We start from the raw sequence: 18,464 nt of genomic DNA, 5'->3' as shown, positions 1-18,464 counted from the left end.
ACGCTGCGGTACGCGCGGGATGCAGATACTTCACGCGGGCACGAGCGGCGGCCGTCATCGCTCGCAGTGCGAAAGCGTAGAGCCGCAGCGGATCACGTCCGCCGGTGCCGTCCGGATGGGGCAGTCATTCGTGATGGCAGTTCGGCGACATCGAACCGGAACGGGCCCAGGTTGCGTCTCCCGATACGGATGGTCGTTCAGCTGATCATCGACCGGATATGTTCCGCACGACGATCGCGCCGTAATCCCTGCTCGGCGGATCTGGATAATAGTCGGGGATGATGTGCTGTCGGTCGGGCACCAGATAGCCGTGCCCTCGGTACATCTCCAGGAATGGATCGACTAGGCAGCCGCCGAGCTGACGAAACGCGTAGTCGGCTGCGTCGATTTCACCGAACCGGCGGCAATAGGCGTCGTAGCCGGGGATCTTGGCTCCGGTGAGAACATAGTCCAGCGCGAACCGCTCGGCCAGCTCGACCGGGGTCTCCATCATCACCGCGTATGCCATTCCGCCGCGCGCGGTCCGCTTCAGGGAGCCGGAGGCGAGGTAGATGGCGTTCGCGGCGTCCAGGTCTATCGTCGGGTAGTAGCCGTGGCCGGTCACCGTATCCCAATCGCTGAGCTCGGCGATCTTGTCCGGACTGTAGTGCATGGGGAAGCCCATCAAGGTTCCGACGACCTCATCGTCCTGCTCGAAAATCCAGAACCCTTCGGGGAACACGCGCAGGCGAGCGGTCATCTGATCCCGGCTCGCCCGTTGGGCTTCCTCCCAGTCCTGCTCGACGGCCATGATCTCGTCCAGGTCGTCCCACGCCGCCTGGCGCACCCGGATCGTCATCGCGCCTCCCAGGTCACCGGGAGGCGTTCCAGGCCGTGGACGAAGACGCCGATCTTCCATCGCAAGGTGTCGGGATCGGCCGCGAACCCCAGTCCGGGAAAGCGCTGCACCAGGGTGCCGATGGCCACCTGCGCCTCGAGTTTCGCCAGCGACGATCCGAGACAGAAGTGCAGGCCATGGCCGAACCCCAGATGCTGGTTCGGTGACCTGGTGACGTCGAACCGGTCGGGTTCGGGGAACCGTTCGTCATCGTGATGTGCTGACAGCAGCGAAGCGACGACCAGTTCCTCGGCCGGAATGACCGTGCCTCGGAATTCGACATCGGTCAGCGGAAAAGCCCCGGTGCTGTTTGCCACTGGCGGGCAGTATCGCAACACCTCCTCGATGGCCGGTTCGATGAGCTCAGGCGTGTCACGCAGCCGCCGCAGCTGCGCTGGATGACGGAGCAGCGCCCACACCCCGTTGCCGATGAGGTTGCCCGTCGTCTCGAAACCCGCCGCGATGAGCAGGAAAACCATGCTCATCAGCTCTACCGGTGAGAGCCGGTCGCCATGCGTCTGCGCCTCGATCAACGCACTGGTGAGGTCGTCGCGGGGGTGCCTGCGGCGCAGCGCGAGGAATTCCTCGAGGTACTGCTGAAACTCGATCGCCATCCGGCGCAGGGCGTCGAAGTTTCCGTCCGACGGCGGAGCGATCAGAATTCTGGTCCACTCCCGGAAGCGCTCCTGGTCTTCGATCGGAACCCCGATCAGCTCGACCAGCACGGTGATCGGCAACCGGAATGCCAGTGCGTCGAGCAGGTCCACCGAGTCCTGCTGCTCGGCCAGGTCCAGCAGACTCTCCGTCGCCTCGGCGATGCGCGGGCGCAGCTGCGAGATTCGGCGGGGAGTGAAGGCCTTGGCCACCAGTGCGCGCATCCTGCTGTGCTCGGGCGGATCGGCGTAGAGCATGTGGTTGTCCAGCCGGTCGAACTCGGTGACCCGGAAGTACCTCGAGCGCGCCTGATCGGACAGTTTCCGTTTGTCCTTGCTGAAACGAGGATCACGCAGCAGTTCGACCACGTCGCCGTAGCGGGTCACGCGCCACTCGGGCGCCCCCTGGTGAGGATTGAACAGCCGGACGATCGGCGCCTCGGCACGCATCTGCGCCAGCGTCGGCAACGGATCGACCCGCATCTGCTCACCCCACAGGTCGAACTGGTTCATTCGGGTCGCTCCAGCACCTTGCCGACTCGAAGCCAAGTCGGCCTTCCACTGATCTCCCGCCACCATCGCGCCAGGTTCGGCCGCGCCTCGATCAGGTCCGCGCCGTTGGAGGCGACCAGATATTGCAAGTAGGGCAGCCAGGTGACCTCGGCGAGTGAGAACTCGGGACCGGCGAGGAACTCCTGCTCGGACAGCGTGGCGTCCGCGACGTCGAAAGGTGTCGCCAGTGCGGCACGGGCAGCGGCGATAGCGTCCTGGTCCGGCGGCGGCGGCAACAGCGCAGCGGCGGGGCTGCTCCGGATGATCTCGTAGACCGGGCCGCCACGGACCAGCTCCCACACCGGGCCGCTGACATAGCTTTGCTCGATGCTGATCCACTGTTCCATCAGCCCGCGCAGCTGGAGGTCATCCGGCGTCAGCGCGGGGCCCGGCAGCCGCTGATCGAGATAGCGGATGATCGCCCGCGATTCATACAGCAGGAACCCGTCGTCTTCGAGTACCGGAATCTCACCGAAAGGCTGACGACGCCGGTGTTCCGGCGACTTGTCGTGTCCTTTGAGAACACTCACCTCGACCAGCTCGGCTCGGTGATCCTTCTCCGCCAGCACCATCAGCACTTTGTGCGTACACGCGCTGGTGGCTGTCCCGTAAACCCTGATCATGATCCATCCTGTTCGCGCTCCGCGAGTATCTGCAGCAAGTATCGAGTGATCGCCCGTGGGGTCGGGTGATCGAAGGCGAGGGTGGATGGCAGCGCGAGGCCCGTTCGCGCGGCCAGTTCGTGCCGCAGTTGCACGGTCATCAGCGAATCCATGCCCAGTTCCATGAACTTGCCGTCGACCGGGACATCGGATGTCGAAGCCAACTGGAGCACGGCAGCCGCATCCGCGCGTACCGCTGACTCGATCGCTGCCTCCCGCTCTCCGTCCGGCAGCCCGATCAGCTCCTCGAGCCAATGCGCCGGCTCGACAGCGACCTCTTCGCGCGGTGGTTCCGGGGTTTGGAGCCAGAAACGCCTGCGCTGCCACGGATAGTGTGGCAACGACACCACCGGGCGGCGATCCGGGTAAAAGCCGGCGAAGTCCACCGGATACCCCGCGGTATAGAGGTCGGCGACGGAGTTCAGCAGGCTGCGCATTTCGGGGCGCTCCTTGCGCAGCGTCGGTATCGCCGCCGGCGCGCCGAGGCAGTTCGCGACATGACCGGAGAGCACAGAGTGCGGTGCGATCTCGAGGAAGAGTCGCTGCCCATCTCTGCCCGCAGCGTGCACGGCTTCGGCGAACCGGACCGGATGCCGGACGTTGTCCGCCCAGTAATCCCCGGTCAATTCCGTTCCGGCGATCCGGTTTCCGCGTGCCGTGCTGTACAGAGGGCACGCCGTCCGGCCGGCCTCGACCGTGCCGAGTTCCTGCGCGAGTTCCACGGCCAGCGGAGCCATCGACGGCGAGTGGAACGCGTAGTCGAGCGGCAGCCGGCGACAGCGAACGCCTTGTCGCTGGAGCGGGCCGAGCACGGTGTGCAGTTCGTCCACCGTGCCGGACAGCACGACGGATCTGTCGTCGTTGATCGCGGCCACCGCGACCGAGGTGTCGATCCTGGACAACCAGGCCGCGACCTCATCGTGGGTGAGTTCGACCGCGACCATCGTCCCCGAACCGGCTGCCCGCGCCATGATGCGGCCCCTCGACACCACGATCCTGATGGCTTCCGCGAGACTCAACGCACCCGCGACGTGTGCTGCGGCGATTTCACCGACACTGTGCCCGATGACCGCGTCCGGTCGTACGCCCCATGAGGACAGCAGGGCGGTCAGCGCGATCTGGAAGGCGAACAGCGCGGGCTGGGCGATCTCGGTGCGCGCCAACCTCCACCGGTCCGGTGGCGCGGCCAGCTCCGCGAGCAGTGAGAACGATGCGTTCTTCGCGATGAGCTCATCGCATCGACCGAGCACAGCGGCGAAGATCGGCTCGCTGGATTGCAATTGCCGTCCCATGCCGACCCACTGCGAGCCCTGTCCAGAGAAGACATAGGTGAGCGCGGGCGGTGCGTCGGCTCGTGCCGCGGTGACACCGTCTCGCGCGAAGGCCTGCAGCTTCTGGGCCAATTCGGCCCCGGACTCGCCGACCACCGCGGCTCGCCACTCGTGATGATCGCGCCGTGCCCCCGCTGTGTAGGCGATGTCGTGCGGATCGTTGCCCCGCTCGAGGACACTCGCGTACGCCGAAGCCAGCTCGGTCAGCGCCGCCGGGCTCCGCGCCGACAACGGGAGCACAACCGGCCCGGCGCGCGGTGGCACCTGCTCGGGCGTCGGCGCTTCGGTGACGACGACATGCGCGTTGGTGCCGCTCATGCCGAACGAACTGACGCCGGCGATCCGTGGCCGATCTCCCTCAGGCCATGCGACGGCTGTCTTCGGGATCACGAATGGCGTTCCGGTCAGAGAAATCCTCGGATTCAGGGTGCTGAAGTGCAGGTTGCGGGGAATCTCCGCATTCCGCAACGCTAGTACGGTCTTGATCAATCCGGCGATCCCGGCCGCAGCTTCGAGATGCCCGATGTTGGTCTTGACGGCCCCGAGCACACAACCGCTGCTGTCCGGCTCCGGTTCGCCGAAAACTTCGGCCAACGCCTCGATCTCGATCGGGTCCCCGAGCGCGGTTCCGGTGCCGTGGGTCTCCACGTATCCGATGTCGGCGGGGCGCACACGCGCATCGGCGAACGCTTGACGCAGCATGTCCTTTTGCGCCAAGGGGTTCGGCGCGGTCAGTCCGGCCGAGCGACCGTCGGAGTTCATCGAGGAACCCCGTAGCACAGCAAGCACTCGATCACCGTCAGCCAGCGCGTCGGACAATCTCTTCAGCACCACGATTCCGCAACCTTCGCCCCTGACGAACCCATTCGCACGCGCGTCGAATGCGCGACACCGGCCGTCCGGCGACAGCGCCTGCAGGTCGGCGACCATCTGAGTCACCGACTCGTCGAGAACGAGGTTCACTCCCCCAGCGAGTGCGAGCGAGCTCTCTCCTGTCCGCAGGCTGCGGATCGCCAGGTGTACCGCAACCAGCGACGATGAGCACGCGGTGTCCACCGCGAGACTCGGCCCACGCAGTCCGAGCAGGTACGACAACCGGCCCGCCCCGAAACAGTGGGCCGTTCCGGTGCCCGCGTACGCGCCCATCGCGCCGGATCTGGCGCTGAGCAGCAGATAGTCGTTGCTGCTCATGCCGACGAACACACCGGTTCTGCTACCGGCCAGCCGCTCGGTCACCACGCCGGCATCTTCGAGCGCTTCCCACGCGACTTCGAGCAGCAGCCGATGTTGCGGATCCAGTGCCGCGGCCTCCCTCGGCGCGATCCCGAAGAACGCCGCGTCGAAACCGTCGACAGCGGAGAGAAAGGCACCTGTACTCGGGGCATCGTCAGTGGCGCGAACTGGTCGCTGGGACACCGCGTCGACGCCGTCGGAAAGCAACGCCCAGAATGATTCCGGGTCGTCGACGCCGCCGGGGAAGCGGCAGCCCATGCCGATCACGGCCACAGGTTCGGTTTGCTGCCGCGTCAGCCGCGCGACCTCGGCCTCCAGGCTGCGCAGCGCGGAAGCAGCCTTCGCCAGACGCGAGCGGTAGCCCTCCTCATCGATGACGGTCACGGCAGCTGCCTGCGTTCGAGCCGTTCGATCGAGCCGTCGATCTGCGCGAGCAGGTCGCCGAGGTCCTCGAACTCGTCGGTGGCCTCCTGGGGCTCGCCCATGCCGAGCACGTCGAGTAGCTGTTCGGTCAATGCCCGCACCGTGGGTGCGGTATACAGTAGCGTCGCCGACAACCGGACCCCCAGCCCCGCCTCCAGCCGGTTCCGCAGTTCGAGCGCCATCAGTGAGTCGACGCCCATGGTCGTCAGCGGCGCCTTCCGGTCGATCGCATCGGCGTCGAGGTGCAGGATCCGGCCGAGTTGCTCGGTGACGAGGTCGTCGATCAAGCGCGGGTGTTCGGCAGGTGTCGCCGCGCGCAGCCGGTCCGTGAACGCGGGATCCGATGGACGGCCCGCACTCTCCCGGCCATCCGCACCGAGTTCGGCGAACAGCGACGCACCGGCCAGGACCGGGTAGTACGCCAGCCACTGCCGCAAATCGAGATTGGCCGCAGCGATCTGGCTGGTGGGGCCACCCAGTAGCAGACCGAGGATGTCCATGCCTTGTTCGGGGGTCAGGGTGCCGACCCCCCGATGCGCGAGTCGCTGCCCTTCGGTGTTGCGATCTGCCATGATTCCTTCCTGCGAGTACAACCCCCAATCCACGCACAGGGCCTTTCGGCCACCGTGTTCCCGATGCCGGGCGAGCGCGCCGAGAAACGCATTGGCGGCCGCGTAGTTGGCCTGTCCGGGCGAGCCGAGCAGGGCGGAGGCCGACGAGTACATCACGAAGAACTCCAGCTCCCGGTCTTCGGTGAGCTCATGCAGATTCCATGCCCCCCGCATCTTGGGTGCCAGCACGCGGTCGTACCGTTCGGCGTCCAGTTCCAGAATGGTCCGATCGTCGAGGACCATGGCCGCGTGCAGGACTCCGCGCAGTGGCGGCAGCCGCTCGTCGATGTCCGCGAGCATCGCGGCGACGTCCTGGCGCCGGGCCACGTCCGCCCGCGCGACCACGACCTCGACGCCCTCCCTCCTGAGCTCGTCGATCCTGGCCTGCACGTCCGGAACAGGATCGTGCCGTCCGGCCAGCACGAGGTGCCGCGCACCGTGCGCGGCCAGCCAGCGCGCCAAACCGATCCCGAGCCCGCCGAGCCCGCCGCTGATCAGGTACGTGCCCCGGGCGAAGGACAGTTCGACGCCCCTTGGCTCGAGCGATGCCCGTACCAGCCTCGCCAGATGGCGCCCTCCCTCCCGTAACGCGATCTCGTCCTCGCCGTCCGCCCCGACCAGCTCGGGAAGGAGTTCGTCGGCGCAACGTGTCGGCCCCCACCCCGATCGGAGGTCGACCCGCACGCACTCCAGTTCGGGATGCTCGACGCTCAATGTCCTCGCCAATCCCCACAACGGCGCTTGGGACACCTCGACCGGTTCGGGGCCCACCTGCTGTGCGCCTCTGGTGACCAGCCACAGCCGAGGATGGTCCCGCAACCGGAGGCGGGCGAGCGCGCGGACGAGCCGCACTGTGCTGAGTCCGGTGATGTGCTGATCGGCGCTCAGCGTGTCGGCGGTGACGTCTTCGGTGCCTGTGGTGTCCAGGCTCCACAGATGCACCACCCCGACGCAGGCTCTTTCGCCACCGGCGGCGACGTCGTCGAGCAACGCGCTCCACGCGGCGTCGTCGGCGATGTCGATATCCCGCTTGTCGACCAGTACGCAGGTTTGGCCACGCTGTTCGAGCAGCGTGGCCAGCGCCGTACCGACGCCGGTGGAATCGGTGAGCACCAGCCACTTCCCGAGAGGCCCGTGGCCGGCATCCGGGGCCACGAGCCGCTCTGCGGCGCGCCAGGCCACCCGGTAGAGCCAGTCCCGGTACGGCGCCGGCTCGGCAGGCCTGGCCACTGTCAACTCCTCGACCTCGATCAGCACGGTGCCGTCGTCGTCGAGTACCAGCAGATCCCCACTGTCCTCGGTGGACCGGGCGCGTGCGTGTACCCACGCACGGCCACCGGGTGGCCGGTGCACTCGGAGCCGGTCGATCCGAACCGGAATGACCCCGCCGCTCGCTCGCCGGTCGAGTAGCACGCTGCCGAGTACCTGGAAGCAACCGTCCAGCAGGGCAGGGTGGCAGACATACCCCGAGGACGACCCGGTCAACTCGACCAGGGCCACACCCTCACCGTCGCCGGTCCAGATTCGTTGCACACCACGGAAGGCCGGGCCGTAGTCGATAGCTCGCCCGGCATACCGCGCGTAGTGCTCGGCTACGGCTACCTCGGTGCCGCACCGGTCGCGCACCGACGATGGCGGCTCGGCCATCGGCGGCCTGCCGTCCCCGGGACGGACGGATCCGTGCGCGCACAGAACCCACGGTTCGTCTCTTGCCGCTCGGTGGTACACCTGGAAACGGTCGGCGTACTCGATGAACTGGACGTGCCCGGAGCCGTCGTCTGCGAGAATCGCCATCCGGTCGAATGCGAGGTCCTCCAACACCCTCGACCGTCCGCAGGCGCCGAGCGCCATCTCCACATAGCCCGACGCCGGGAACACCACCGCGCCGTCCACGATGTGGTCGGCCAGGTACGGCAGACTCAGCTCGCGCTCCCAGATCCGGGTACCCGGCGAGGTCGCCGGGCTGACCGGCTCGCCGAGCAAGGGATGCCCGTGGTCGGCGCGCGCGGCCGGAATTCGATCCACCCAATACCGCTGGCGCCGCCACGGGTAAGCAGGCAGTGGCACGCAGCGTCCGCCGCGCGGGTGGAGCGTGGGCCAGTCCACCTGGCAGCCCCTGACATACAGCGCGGCAAGCGATTCGAGGAAAACCACGCGCTCATCGTGTTCGCGACGGCCGGACGCAACGGCCAGGCCTCCGTCCTCTTCGATCGAGGGCAGCAGGATGGGGTGGGGAGTCAGTTCGACGAATATCGTGCGCCCCAGTGCCATGCAGTCACGAACCGCCTCCGCGAACAGCACGGGTTCGCGAAGGTTGCGTATCCAGTACGCGGTATCCAGCTCGGCGCCCTCGCAGACCTTTCCGAGCACGGTCGACCACATCGGCACCGTGGTGGCCTCCGGCGTCAGCGCACCGAGTTGGCGACTCAGCTCATCGGTGATGGCATCGACTTGGGGGCTGTGCGCGGCGACCTCGACCTTGATCCGACGGCAGAACACCCCCGCGCCGGTGAGCTCGGCCAGAATCTCGTCCAGCGCGTCCGGGTCGCCGGAGAGCACGGTCGAGCGCGCGCTGTTGCTCGCCGCGATCGAAACTCGGTCGGCGAATCCGGACAGCGCCGTGCTCGCTCGCTCGATCGGCAGTTCCACCAGCGCCATCGCGCCGCGCCCGGCCAGTCCGCGCAGCAATTGGCTGCGGCGGCAGATGATGCGCGTCGCGTCGGTCAGCGTGAGCGCGCCGGCCACATGCGCGGCGGCCACCTCACCCATGCTGTGCCCGATGACGGCGTCCGGCTGGATGCCCTTCGATCGCCACAGTGCCGCCAACGCGACCTCCATCGCGAACAGAACCGGCTGCACGACGTCCACCCGGTCGAGCCGCGACGTGGAGGGCTCAGCAGTCAATTCATCGACAACAGACCATCCGGTCTCGCTTTGGATCGCGTCGTCGCAGGTCTCCACAGCCGCTCGGAACGCGGGCTCACCGGCGAGCAGCGCACGCCCCATGCCGAGCCACTGCGAGCCCTGGCCGGAGAAGACGAACACCACTCGCGGTTGTTCGTCCGGCTCGGGGCCGGGCATCAGTCGCGGCGGCCCGTCGCCGGGCAGCACCAGGGCGGCCCGGTACCGATGATGATGCCTGCGGACAGCAGCGGTGTACGCGATATCCGGGACCTCGGCCTGCCGCTCGTCGAGCTCGGCGCGGAACGCGGCGACCAGATCGGTCAGTGCGCCGGCATCGCGCGCGGAGATCGGCACCAGAGCCGGTCCTGGTTCGGTCGCGGGAGGCTCGGCGGACTCCGGCGGATCGGCGACGATGACGTGCGCATTGGTGCCACTGATCCCGAACGAGCTGACACCCGCCATCCGCGTCGCACCATCGTGTTTCGGCCACGAGACCGGGTCCCTCGGCAGTACCAGGGCGGTGCCGGTGAGGTCGATCCTGGGATTGACGGTGCGCAAGTGCAGGTTCGCCGGGATACGCTCCCGCTGCAGCGCGAGCACGACCTTGATCAGTCCTATCACTCCGGCGGCCGCCTCGAGATGCCCGATGTTGGTCTTCACCGCGCCGAGCACGCAACGCGAACCATCGTCCCGCAACCCGCCGAGCACCTCGGCAAGCGCGTCCACTTCGATCGGATCGCCGAGCGGCGTTCCGGTGCCGTGCGTCTCGACGTAACTGATGTCCGCCGCGTCGGCGCGAGCGCTACGCAACGCCTGACGGAGCAAAGCCTTCTGCGCGGCGACGTTCGGCGCGGTCAGCCCGGAGGAACGGCCGTCGGAGTTCACCGCGGAACCACGGATCACCGCCAGCACCGGATCGCCGTCCGCCACCGCGTCGGAAAGCCGTCGCAGGACCAGCATCCCGCAGCCCTCGCCCCGGACATAGCCGTTGGCCAGCGCATCGAAGGTTTTGCATCGCCCATCCTCGGACAACGCGCGCGAGCTGGCCAGCATGTCGGTCATGTCTCTGGCCAGCATCACATTGACCCCACCGGCCAGCGCCATCTCGCTCTCTCCCGAACGGAGGCTCTGGACTGCCAGATGTACGGCGACCAGCGACGACGAGCACGCCGTGTCCACGACCATGCTGGGTCCCTGGAGGCCGAGCACGTAGGACAGCCGTCCTGCGGGGAACGAGTGCCCGTTGCCGGTCACCGTGTAGATGTCCCGGTTTCCGAGGCTCAGCCGGTCGTAGTCGGTGACGACAACACCGGTGAAGACACCGGTTCTCGAGCCGGCCAGCCGGTCGAGCCGAGCGTGGCCTGCCTGTTCCAGCGCCTCCCAGGCCACTTCAAGCAGCAGGCGCTGCTGAGGGTCCATCGCCTCGGCCTCCCGGGGCGCGATGCCGAAGAAGGCCGCGTCGAATGCGTCCACATCGGACAGAAAGCCACCCCAGCGCGCCGGACTTCCGACCTCACCCACCCACCGGTCCGGTGGTACTTCGGTGATCGCATCGACGCCATCGTCGAGCAGTTGCCAGAACTCGTCGGGGCCACGGCAGCCGCCCGGCACACGGCAGCCGATGCCGATGACGGCGATCGGCTCGGTCTTCGCCATCAGCTCCCGGTCCAGCCGGGTCTGCAGGGTCCGCATAGCCGCCAAAGCCTTTTTCACCGGCGATGTCTGCTCAGTCGTCATGTTGTTCCTGTTCGACGAGCCGGATGCTCTCCAGCAGCATGGCCTCGGCTTCCTCGTCGGAGAGCAGATCAATGTCCGCTGTCATGGAAGGCCGATCGTCCGGGTCCGGTTCTCCGGCCGGAGTGCCGGTCACCGCGAGTTCGTCCGCGACGAACTCCGCGAGCGCGGCGATGGTCGAGTAGGTGAAGACCAGCGCGACGGACAACCGGACGCCGAGCGTCGATTCCAGCCGGTTGCGTAGCTCCACCGCCATCAGCGAGTCCATGCCCATGTCCTGGAACGTCGACTGCCGGCTCAGGCTCGGGGGGTCTCGTTGCAGCGTCAGGGCGACCTGTTCGATCAGGTGCTCTTCGATCAACCCCGCCCGTTTCGGGGCGCTGGTCGCGGCCAGCCTGTCGGCGAACGCGGTGGTGATCCCGGAGTCACGGGATTCGATCTCATCGAACAGCGGTGTCCCCGCCGCGCTGGGAAACGATTCGAACCAATGGCGGAGGTTCAGCCTCATCACCGCGAGTTGACCGGGATCCGCGCATACCCCGTGGTCCAACGCTCGCCCGAGATCTGCCGAGGACACATTGCCGATGCCGTGTGTCGCCATGCCCGCCTGGGCGAGGTGCAGGCTCAGTGCACGTAGGCCGCGGGCACGGCGATGGTAGGAGATCGCGTTCGACCGTGCGCTTCCTATCGAGTCGCCCGGAGACCCGAACAACAAGGCGACCGACGAGCAGAGCACGAAGAGATCCAGCTCGCGGTCGAGCGTGTGTTGATGCCACCGCCACGCGCTGTCCTCACCCGCGGCGTGGACGAGCCCGCGCAATGGGCCCCAGACAGCCTCGATCTCGGTGATCAGCCCGTACGTCTCGTGGTCGTCGGTCGGGCACATGTCGAGAACCGACACCTTTACCCCCGGAAAGCTGATCGGCCCGATCGCGCCATCTCGGTCCAGGATCACGATGTTGCGCGCACCACGGTCGGCCATCCACTTGGCGAACGACTCCGCGAGTGCGGCATCCGCGCAGACGATCAGGTATGCGCCGTCCGTCCGCAACGCCGCCACTCGCTCACGAACGTCCGGCGCGCGGACCAGCCTGGCCACGAACCGGCCACCGGGACGCAGGGCGACATCGGTTTCCCGATCATCGCTGAGCAGGACCGTCACCAGCGTGGCCGCGTCATCGGGTGTCGCCCGCGCGGCAAGGTCCACCCGCGTGACCGACAGCTCGGGATGGTCGAGCCCGATCGCCCTGCCGAGTCCCCACAACGACGCCTGGTCGACATCCACCGCCGAGACGTACTCGCCGACCGCCTGGGCGGCACGGGTCACCAGCCACAGCCGTGGCTGATCGCGCCAGCCCATGCCGACCAGCGCGTCGGCCACGCCCCGCACGCTCGCGCTGCCGAGACTTCCGATGAGCACCACCCCGGCCGGCGCCGATCCGGTCAGAACCGCCCGCAGAGACTCTGTTCCGGTCCGGTCCGCTCTCCGCGCGGTCACCAGTTCACACTGCTTGCCCCGAGCCCTCAGCTCGTCCGCGAGCTCGGCGCCGAGACGATCCTCGCCCGCCAGCACGATCCACGACCCGGCTGGATCTCGCACCGGTTGTCGGTCCGCTCGTTCGCGCCATTCCACCGTGTACAGGCAATCCGCCACGGGACCGGGATCTTTGAGCGGCCGCAGGCGCACGCCCTCGGCCACCACCAGCACCCGGCCGTCGTCGTCGAGCAGATAGAGGTCGCCGCCCGACTCCGCTGATCGGCCGTGGGCCCATACCGGGCCCACCGGTGTCCGATGCACTCGCAACCGACCGATCCCGGTCACCACATTGCTTCCGGACGAACCGTTGCACAGGGCGATCAGCGCCTGCAGACCGGCGTCGAGCACCGAGGGGTGGATGCGGTAATCGGTGTCTCGACCATGTGGCTGCTCCGGTAGCACGAGCCTGGCCAGCACTTCCTCCTGGCCGACCCAGAGTTCCGATACCCCACGAAGGTGCTCCCCGATTCCCAGCCCCGCCCGGGCCAGCACGCGGTAGTGCTCTGTCCGGTCCCGGTGCGCGGTGCAGCGCTGCCGAATCAGTGCGGGCTCCTCGCGCACATCCGGCCCTTCGGTGTCCGGCCCGACGGTGGCCAGTGCGTGCCGCACCCAATCCGGACCGTGGTGGCCGAATACCTGGAACAGTCCCTCCCGCGTGCTGATCACCGTCTGGGTCGTGGGCACCGCGGCCGCGGTCGCTTCCAGCATGCGCTCGAACGCCAGGTCGGTGACGGCGATGTCCTTGGTGCCGTACGCCTCGGCTCCCGCTGCCAACGCCATTTCGGCGAACGTAGCCGCCGAGATCACGGTGTTCCCGCGCACCGTGAGGTCCGCGAGATACGGCAGCCTCACCGGGTCCAGCGCGCGTTGCCAGTAGCGGGTCCCCCGCTCTACCGCCGAGATCAAGCCTGTGCCGAGCAGCGGATGGCACCGGTCGTCTTCGACGGCGAGCGCGGTGCGCCGGTCGGCCGCGAGCCAGTATCGCTTCCGTTGCCACTGGTAAGCGGGCAGCGAAACGACCCTGCCGGTTTCGAATAGCCGAGCGAAATCCGGCAAGCAGCCACCGGCGTACAGTGCCCCGGCCGCGCGGCGCAGCGCGGATCGCTCGTCCTCCCCCTTGCGCAACGAACCAACGGCGTGACCGTCGATCCGGCGGGCAGCAAGGCATCGCTGGACGTTCTCCAGCAGAACCGGATGCGGCCCGATCTCCAGGAAGACCCGGTACCCGTCGGAGATCGCGCCGTCCATGGCGTCCGCGAACCGCACGGTCTCCCGCACGTTTCGTACCCAGTAGTCCGCGTCGAATCGCTGATCATCGATGAGCTTCCCGGCGACTGTGCTGTAGACGGGCAACCGGTTCGGCCCCGGAGTAAGCGAGCCGAGCGCCTGAGACAATTGGCGCCCGGCCGGGTTCATCCGCGCACTGTGGAACGCGTAGCCGACCCGAAGCTGACGGCATGCGATCCCCTCGCCGCGTAGCCGCCCGAGCAAGTCGGCCAGCGCGGCGGCGTCACCGGAAACGACGGTCGAATCGGGATCGTTGATCGCGCCGATCGTGAGTTCACCCTGGTACTCGCTCAGCAGGTCGCGCACCCGCTCGGCGGGCAGTTCCACCGATGCCATCCCACCTTCTCCGGCCGCGGCCTGCATCAACCGGCCACGGTGATACACCACCTCGACCGCTTCGGCAAGGGACAGCGCCCCGGCCAGGTACGCGGCGGTGACTTCGCCGACGCTGTGGCCGATCAACGCGTCCGGCGCAAGCCCCCATGCCTGCCACAGCCGCGCGATCCCCACCTGGACAGCGAACAGAGCTGGCTGCGCGACCGCGGTCTCATCGAGGCGGCTCCTTTCCGCCGGCGCGGTCAGCTCGGCCGTGAGCGACCACGTGGTCAGCGGCCGTAACCACTTCTCGCACTCTTCGACAGCCGCGCGAAACACCGGCTCGGCACGCAACAGGTTGCGGCCCATACCGGCCCATTGCGACCCCTGACCGGAGCACACGAACACGATCGCTCGCCGCTCGCCACGCGCCACACTGCCCATCCACGTGTTGCCGGGTACGGTCCCCACAGCCGCGGCACGCAATGCATCGGCCAGTTCCTTCGAAGACGAACCCGTCACCGCGAGCCGGTGTTCGTGGTGGTCCCGCCGCACCGCGGCCGTGTAACACAGATCGCGCAGGGCGATGTCGTTGTCACCGCTGAGTTCGCGCGCCATCGTGGTAGCCGATGCCAGCAGGGAATCGCGAGAGCGGGCGGAGAGCACCAGCAACTGCGTCCGGCCCTGGTCTGGCGGCGGCTGGACGGCTCCCAGGGTGTACAGCGCGCCCAATGATTCGATCAAGGTCGAGCGGTCGCGGTCCGCACGGCGCAATGTCGGCAGCGCCGTGCCGCCGTGTTGCTCGACCACCGGCTCGAGAATCGGATGCGGGTCGACATCGACGAAGATCTGGCGGCCGCCGGCGAGTAAGTGTCCCATCACGGTGTCGAATCGCCATGGTTCTCGTTCGGTGCGCACCCAGTGCTCGGCATCGAGCAGCGCGCCCTTCATCTGTGCTCCGGTGGCCGAGGAATAGAACGGTATCCGGGTCTCGCCGGGTCGCAGATCGGCGAGCGCGGCCCGCAGGTCGGGCAGCACCGAGTCGACGTAGGGACTGTGCGAGGCGTAGTCGACCCTGATCCAAGCCGACGCGACCGAGCGCGCGGTGAGTTCGTCCCGTATCACCTTGATTGCTGCTCGATCGCCGGAGATGACCGTGGATCCCGGGCTCGCGCTGCCCGCGACCCATACGTCACCGCCGTGCCGGGACAGCAGGTCGGTCGTCTCCTCAGCGGACAGGTCGAGTACCGCCATTCCGCCGTGGCCGGACATCCCGCCGGCGATCGCGCTGCGCCTGCACATGATCAGCGCGGCATCATCGAGCGTGATCGCTCCGGCGACGTGCGCGGCGGCGACTTCACCCATGCTCACCCCGGCGACGGCATCCGGCTCGACTCCCTGTGATCGCCACAGGTCGGTCAGCGCGACTTGCATCGCGAAGATCGCCGGCTGGACCAGCTCAGTGCGTTCGATCCAGCTCTCGTCGGCCGAGGTCAGCAGCCGGGTGAGGGACCAGTCGACGTGGGGGCGCAGTGCGGTCTCGCACCGCATGATCGCCGACCGGAACGCGGGCTCACGCAACAACCGCGCACCCATCCCGGTCCACTGCGCACCCTGGCCACCGAACAGAAACGTGATCCTCGGCCGGTCGCTGTCGATAATCCCGGTGCTCATTCCGGCTCCGGCACGGCCGCTGAGGAATTTCTCCGCGCCCGGGGCGATATCCTCGCGGTCGCGAAGGGACAGCGCGAGCCGGTGCGAGCCGACCGCCTCGACCGACGCGGCGGCGCACAGTCGGGCGATCGGCGGCAGGTCCCGAGTGGACGCCAGCTCCCTCGCCGCGGCACGGAGGCCGTCTTCGGTGTCCGCCGCAAGGGGCAGCAGGTGGACCGGAGCGTCATCGCCGCTCTCGATGACCACATGGCAGTTCGTGCCGCCGAAGCCGAACGCGCTCACCCCGGCGACGAGGCGACCTTCCGCGTCGCCGTGCCACCGCTCCGCCCGCGTGGGGACCCGTAAACCCCATTCATCGAAGGGGATATTCGGGTTGGGTTCTTCGAACTGGCCGCATGGCGGCACGGTGCGATGCCGCATCGCCAACAACACCTTGATCAGGCCGGCGATCCCGGCCGCAGGTTCGAGATGGCCGATCGCGCTCTTGACCGAACCGATCGGCAACAGCTGGTCGCGAGACCGGCCCACGCCGAGTACCGCGCCGAGCGCGCTTGCCTCGATCGGGTCACCGAGCGCCGTTCCCGTCCCGTGCGCCTCGACGTACCCGACCTCGGCGGGCGCAACCCCCGCTCGGCGATAAGCGCTACGCAGCAAGGATTCCTGGGCCAGCGGGCTCGGCGCCGTCAGGCCGTTACTGAATCCGTCGTGGTTCACCGCGCTGCCCTTGAGCACGCCGTGAATCGGATCACCGTCGGCGAGTGCCCGATCGAGCGGTTTGAGCACGATCAGGCCGCCACCTTCACCGCGGCCGTATCCATCCGCACGCGCGTCGAACGCCTTCGACCGCCCGTCTGGTGCCAGCGCGCCGAGCCAGGACAGCGCGTGCACCGTATCCTGCGCCAGCATCAGGCTCACGCCACCGGCCAACGCGAGATCGCACTCGCCTTCACGCAGGCTCTGGGCCGCGAGGTGGACCGCGACCAGTGACGACGAGCACGCGGTATTCACCTGAAGGCTCGGCCCGCGCGCACCGAGCGTGTAGGACAATCGGGCGGGAATAATGCTCGGATCGCCTCCGGCCAAGGTGTGCTGTGTGACCAGGTCGGGGTCCGCGCGGATTCCCGCCCCGTATTCACTCCACATCGCACCGACGAAAACTCCGGTCCGGCTGCCTTCGAGACCGCTAGGCGGAATGCCCGCGTCATCGAGAGCTTCCTGCATCAGTTCGAGCATGAGCCGTTGCTGCGGATCGACGTGCGGAGCCTCCCGGGGAGATATACCGAAGAATTCCGCGTCGAACTCGTCGATCCGGTCGAGGAACCCGCCCCGCGGCGGACTGTCGCGGGCCCATCGACCGTCCGGCGGTTCGGTGAGCGCGTCCGCACCTGAGCTGAGTAATCGCCAGAATGCCGTCGCATCGGGAGCGCCGGGGAACCGGCAAGAAAGACCGACAATCGCTATCGACTGATCTCGACCTGGCGTTTCGCGCTGCACCGGAGGGGTCGACCCGGCTCCGGTCAGCCTGCGCGCCAGAGTGATCGGCGATCGATGCGCCCAGAACAGGACTGGCGACACGGGGTGCCCCCCTGCCTCACTCAACTCGTCGGCGAGCGCCGTCAACATCAACGAATCGAGCCCGTAGCTGGTAAACGGCTCATGTCCATCGATCGCACCGGGATCCAGCCCGCCGAGGGCGGCGGTTCTAGCTATGAGCCAGTCCCGGACAGATTCCATAGACCAGGACAACACGGGTGAAACCACCTCCAGCAACGATCTAGTTCGTGGCTTATCCCGATGACCCACCGGCGGCTCGCCCGAATCAGACCAGAGGGTATCCCTGCTGAATTACCTATGTAAAGCGCGGGATTCGTAGGGCTGCTTCAGGTGTCTACAAGCGGATCGCAGGATCCCGGTTTCCGGGATCCGATCGGCGACAGCGAGCGTCGGGCGATTCGGCCGGTGTTCTGGTCCGACACCAACCAAGGCCGGTTACGGCTCGACATGAGCACCCGCCTGGACCTGACTCGCGAGCGAGCTGCGGGATAGCTGACCGAGTGCACAGCCCATGGTGTTGTCCTATCCGGAACCGACTCGCAAGGAGAGGCCCGTCGGCAACCGGGTGGCCGTCATCGGCGCGCGCGGAATCGGTTTCGATGTCAGCGAATTCCGCACTGCGAACCACTACACCGCGCTCGCACGATGGCCGCGGTCGCGGTGTTCCTCGCTTCCGACGCCGCCTCGTTCGTCAACGGCCCCATCGTGCCCGTCGGCGCCGGTTGGTCGGCCGGATGAGCTGGGCCGAGGATGGACCCGATGAGCACTGCCAAGCTGTGGCGTGGCCAGACGCTGCAGGATCGGTCCGGCGACCGTCGAAAGCGTCGGCAGCCGGAAGGAATTGCCCACCGCCGTCTACGACCGGGTCGAAGACGGGCTCCGCACACGGCTCGACGAACTCCCCGGCGCTGCCGATCTCCCTACGGCCGTGCGCACCGCGCCGGAAATCTGCGCCGACTACTTCGAGGCCGACCCGCGCCGCGCTCGGGTCTTGTTGCGCGAGCCGCTTGCCGACGACACTCCGCGCGAGCACAGCGCCCGTCGCGCCTCGGCGATGACGCGCACCCTCGCCGTGGGGGGGGGGGCGGGGCCCCCCCCCACCACACCAACCACCAAC

6 protein-coding genes and 1 pseudogene are annotated in these 18,464 nt (G+C 67.8%); 1 reads left to right on the top strand and 6 read right to left on the bottom strand.

Annotated features, from left to right (window positions below; genetic code table 11):
- Positions 1-205: 205 nt before the first annotated feature.
- The 6 genes from ACWEKR_RS03545 to ACWEKR_RS03520 are packed head-to-tail and all read right to left on the bottom strand — an operon-like array spanning position 206 to position 17,554.
- On the bottom strand, positions 206-838 hold the full coding sequence (locus ACWEKR_RS03545; protein ID WP_452353103.1) for a hypothetical protein: 633 nt from the start codon (positions 836-838) through the stop codon (positions 206-208).
- The gene (locus tag ACWEKR_RS03540) at positions 835-2,043 is read right to left on the bottom strand and encodes a cytochrome P450 family protein (protein WP_452353102.1); all 1,209 of its coding nucleotides are present in this window, start codon (positions 2,041-2,043) and stop codon (positions 835-837) included. The genes ACWEKR_RS03545 and ACWEKR_RS03540 overlap by 4 nt, the downstream gene beginning before the upstream one ends.
- A complete protein-coding gene (locus ACWEKR_RS03535) occupies positions 2,040-2,705 on the bottom strand; it encodes a glutathione S-transferase family protein (RefSeq protein WP_452353101.1) in 666 nt (221 codons plus the stop codon). The genes ACWEKR_RS03540 and ACWEKR_RS03535 overlap by 4 nt, the downstream gene beginning before the upstream one ends.
- Entirely contained in the window at positions 2,702-5,692 is a 2,991-nt protein-coding gene (locus ACWEKR_RS03530; RefSeq protein ID WP_452353100.1) for a type I polyketide synthase, read from the bottom strand. Before ACWEKR_RS03530 ends, ACWEKR_RS03535 begins: the two co-directional genes overlap by 4 nt.
- A complete protein-coding gene (locus tag ACWEKR_RS03525; protein ID WP_452353099.1) occupies positions 5,689-10,983 on the bottom strand; it encodes a type I polyketide synthase in 5,295 nt (1,764 codons plus the stop codon). Before ACWEKR_RS03525 ends, ACWEKR_RS03530 begins: the two co-directional genes overlap by 4 nt.
- Positions 10,973-17,554 (bottom strand): acyltransferase domain-containing protein, encoded by a 6,582-nt coding sequence (locus ACWEKR_RS03520; RefSeq protein WP_452353434.1) that lies wholly within the window; start codon positions 17,552-17,554, stop codon positions 10,973-10,975. Before ACWEKR_RS03520 ends, ACWEKR_RS03525 begins: the two co-directional genes overlap by 11 nt.
- 574 nt (positions 17,555-18,128) lie before the next feature.
- Here ACWEKR_RS03520 and ACWEKR_RS03515 point away from each other — a divergent pair.
- A pseudogene (locus ACWEKR_RS03515) lies at positions 18,129-18,464 on the top strand (hypothetical protein); the annotation flags it as partial.

Source organism: Nocardia sp. NPDC004573, assembly GCF_053602135.1.
Note: the sequence above shows the minus strand (reverse complement) of the source record. Positions and strands in the feature narration are given on the sequence as shown.

Bases quoted from the DNA above. Each gene is read 5' to 3' on its own strand.
- ACWEKR_RS03545 (WP_452353103.1), bottom strand. From the start codon at position 838: ATGACGATCCGGGTGCGCCAGGCGGCGTGGGACGACCTGGACGAGATC.
- ACWEKR_RS03540 (WP_452353102.1), bottom strand. From the start codon at position 2,043: ATGAACCAGTTCGACCTGTGGGGTGAGCAGATGCGGGTCGATCCGTTG.
- ACWEKR_RS03535 (WP_452353101.1), bottom strand. From the start codon at position 2,705: ATGATCAGGGTTTACGGGACAGCCACCAGCGCGTGTACGCACAAAGTG.
- ACWEKR_RS03525 (WP_452353099.1), bottom strand. From the start codon at position 10,983: ATGACGACTGAGCAGACATCGCCGGTGAAAAAGGCTTTGGCGGCTATG.